The 359-nt window shown below is 40.7% G+C and carries 1 pseudogene; it reads right to left on the reverse strand.

Annotated features, from left to right (window positions below):
- Positions 1 to 359: pseudogene (locus HC176_RS17790) on the reverse strand (protein translocase subunit SecDF); the annotation flags it as partial.

The following is a 359-nucleotide window of genomic DNA, read 5'->3' on the forward strand; positions in this document are numbered from 1 at the left end:
GATTGCGCACCTGTGGCATATTAAGGTACTGAGAAACCTTTGCAGTGTCTTTAATATTAAAAGTAGCAAGTACAGGTCCGCCCTGGAAACCGGGAGAAACCATTAGGTCAAAGAGGGGATTATTTTGTTGAGCTACTTCAACAGAATCGTCTGCAGATTGAAGTAGTGCATCAATCTCATCGGTTTCAGCATCAGTGGTATCTACAGTCGTTTGTGCAGTTTCAGTCTTTTGTTCTTCCAGGCCTTTTAAGGTCTCATTTGCCTGAACAAAGAAATTCTGAAATTGGTTGCTTTGATATACATGCCAGAACTCTAATTGTGCTGTACTCTGTAAAAGGTCTTGTACACGATCAATTTCT

The sequence above is a fragment of the Tamlana crocina genome, from assembly GCF_012037625.1.